The following is a 2,184-nucleotide window of genomic DNA, read 5'->3' as shown; positions in this document are numbered from 1 at the left end:
AAACCTCGGTTTAGGCGAAGGCTCTGCCGTGCCGGTAGGAGTACCGTTACCCTGTGCATCATCTGTACCGCCTGCAGGCTGGCTGAAATGCAATGGCGCATCCTTCAGCGCCTCAGCCTATCCGGCGCTGGCAAAGGTCTATTCGTCCCTGAAATTACCCGATCTTCGTGGTGAGTTTATTCGTGGCTGGGATGATGGGCGAGGTGTTGACGTAGGCCGTGAGTTACTTTCTTTCCAGGAAGGCACATGGATTCAGCCCAATATTGAAAACAACTCGACACTTACCGCTATTCAGCTGGGTAATGGCGAGAATCTTTTCAACACAGCAGAAAACAAAGCTGTCTGTAACTTGCCAACATTTGGATCAACAGGGTCGAGGGCGCGCTGGTTCATCCGCCCGCGAAACGTGGCGTTTAACTACATCGTAAGGGCTGCGTAATGGCTAAGGTAACACTTGATAAAAATGGCCTCGCTAAATCGGCCGGCACACTGACTGTATATAATTTTGATGCGGTAAGCGGTGAGTTTACCGGCTCAAGCAATGAGTTTCTGGCGCAAGGCGTGGGCCTGCCCGCTTATGCTTGTATCGCCGCACCGCCTGCTACTGAAGCCGGGCACGTAGCGCTTTATCGTGATGGCAGATGGCTTGCTGTTGCCGATCATCGCGGAGAAACGGTTTATTCAGTCGCAGACGGCGCAGCAGTGCTGATTAACGCGCCGGGCGATTATCCGGCAGACACTACGCCACTTAAACCGGCAACCGCCTGGGATAAATGGGATGGTGAAAAGTGGGTTACTGATACGGATGCGCAGCAAGCTGAGGCTATGAGTGACGCAGGCAAGAAAAAATCAGCGCTGATCAGCGAAGCGAACATAAACACCCAGGCGTGGCAGACGCAGCTGCTGCTCGGGATAATTACGGAGGAAGACAAAGCAACGCTTACAAAATGGATGAAATATATTCAGGCGGTGCAGGCAGTGAATATTTCAGCTGCACCTGAAATTAGCTGGCCGATGAAACCTTAATACAAATGGCCCGCATAGCGGGCCTTCTTTTTAGCTGGGCTTTTCAGGCCATTTAATATCCGGGGCTTTAGCAATATCAGTTGCCTGAACATCCTGCACGTACTTCATCCAGGCGGTGAGTACAGCCCTATCCGCATCAGTGATGATGCCCAAAAGCAGCTGCGTCTGCCATGCCTGGGTTATGCTGTTTGCCTCAGTCACGCGCGCCACCTTTTCACTGGCCGCCACCTTAAGCAATGATTGCTGCTGTGCATCAATGTCTGTAACCCACTTCGCGCCATCCCATCGGTCGAAATCTGTTGCAGGTGCCTGCGTCGTGGTGCCTGCCGGGTAATCACCCAGCGCTGTAATTTTCACGGGCGGACCGCCTGAAATCGGATAAACCATTTCGCCGCGATGATCCGGCACGCTCTGCCATCTGCCGTCGAGGTAAACCGTAGCCTTATTCGCCTGCGCAGCGGGCGGAGCGATCAGGCAAGTGTGTGCAGGCAATCCGACGCCTTGCGGCAGAAACTCGTCTACCGCGCCGATAAACTCCCCGGACTGCTCGTCATAGCAATAAACCCTTAGAGTGCCGCCAGCTTTTGACAGGCCATCTTTATCAAGCGTTACCTTAGCCATTATGCAGCCCTCACGATGTAGTTAAACGCGATGTTACGCGGACGTGTTGTAATCCATACAGAGCCGCCCTGAATACCGGACTGCAGCTGCGTAGCCTGAATAGAGTTGTCGCTGAGTACAGCGCCTAAAACGCTGTTATCAGGGGTTTTCGCATCAGCGGGCTGAGCTTTAGTGATTGAATCGGGCTGGTTAAAGGCGGTGCCTATGGTAGCCCCGGAGGTTGTCGCATCAATGCCTGGGTAGTCAACTGCAGCTGTTCGCAGGCCAGTCGAAGTCTGTGAGGAACCCAAAGCACGCCCGCTATCAACCCCGCGCCCATCATCCCATCCACGGATAAACTCGCCACGGAGATCGGCCAACTTCAGCCCCGGATAAGCCAGCGCCAGTTTTGGGTATAGCGTACCGCTGAAACTTGCCCCGTTACTCTTAAGAAAGACCATGCCAGCCATTGAGGGAAAGAGTTCATCAGGCATTTTTGTGTGAGGCCATGGGAACGGCGAGCCGATAACGGGCGCGCCTTCGCCTAAACCGAGGTTT

General features: G+C 53.8%; 3 protein-coding genes and 1 pseudogene. 2 read left to right on the top strand and 2 right to left on the bottom strand.

Translation table 11 applies throughout. The features are described from left to right. Positions 1–439: phage tail protein (locus IBT54_RS24805; protein WP_236263718.1), on the top strand; the 439-nt coding region annotated here is incomplete at its 5' end. Continuing rightward, a complete protein-coding gene (locus IBT54_RS24800; protein WP_201253320.1) occupies positions 439–1,026 on the top strand; it encodes a tail fiber assembly protein in 588 nt (195 codons plus the stop codon). The genes IBT54_RS24805 and IBT54_RS24800, both read left to right, overlap by 1 nt. Positions 1,027–1,056: 30 nt before the next feature. On the opposite strand, the gene IBT54_RS24795 is transcribed toward IBT54_RS24800, so the two are convergent. Beyond that, positions 1,057–1,647 (bottom strand): tail fiber assembly protein, encoded by a 591-nt coding sequence (locus IBT54_RS24795; protein WP_201253319.1) that lies wholly within the window; start codon positions 1,645–1,647, stop codon positions 1,057–1,059. Continuing rightward, positions 1,647–2,184 (bottom strand): annotated as a pseudogene (locus IBT54_RS24790) (phage tail protein); the annotation flags it as partial. The pseudogene IBT54_RS24790 and the gene IBT54_RS24795, both read right to left, overlap by 1 nt.

This window comes from Pantoea sp. S62, from assembly GCF_016658625.1.
Taxonomy (GTDB): domain Bacteria; phylum Pseudomonadota; class Gammaproteobacteria; order Enterobacterales; family Enterobacteriaceae; genus Pantoea; species Pantoea vagans.
This window is presented reverse-complemented; position numbering and strand designations above follow the sequence as displayed.

Coding starts and splice junctions, on each gene's coding strand:
- IBT54_RS24800 (WP_201253320.1), top strand. CDS start 439: ATGGCTAAGGTAACACTTGATAAAAATGGCCTCGCTAAATCGGCCGGC.
- IBT54_RS24795 (WP_201253319.1), bottom strand. CDS start 1,647: ATGGCTAAGGTAACGCTTGATAAAGATGGCCTGTCAAAAGCTGGCGGC.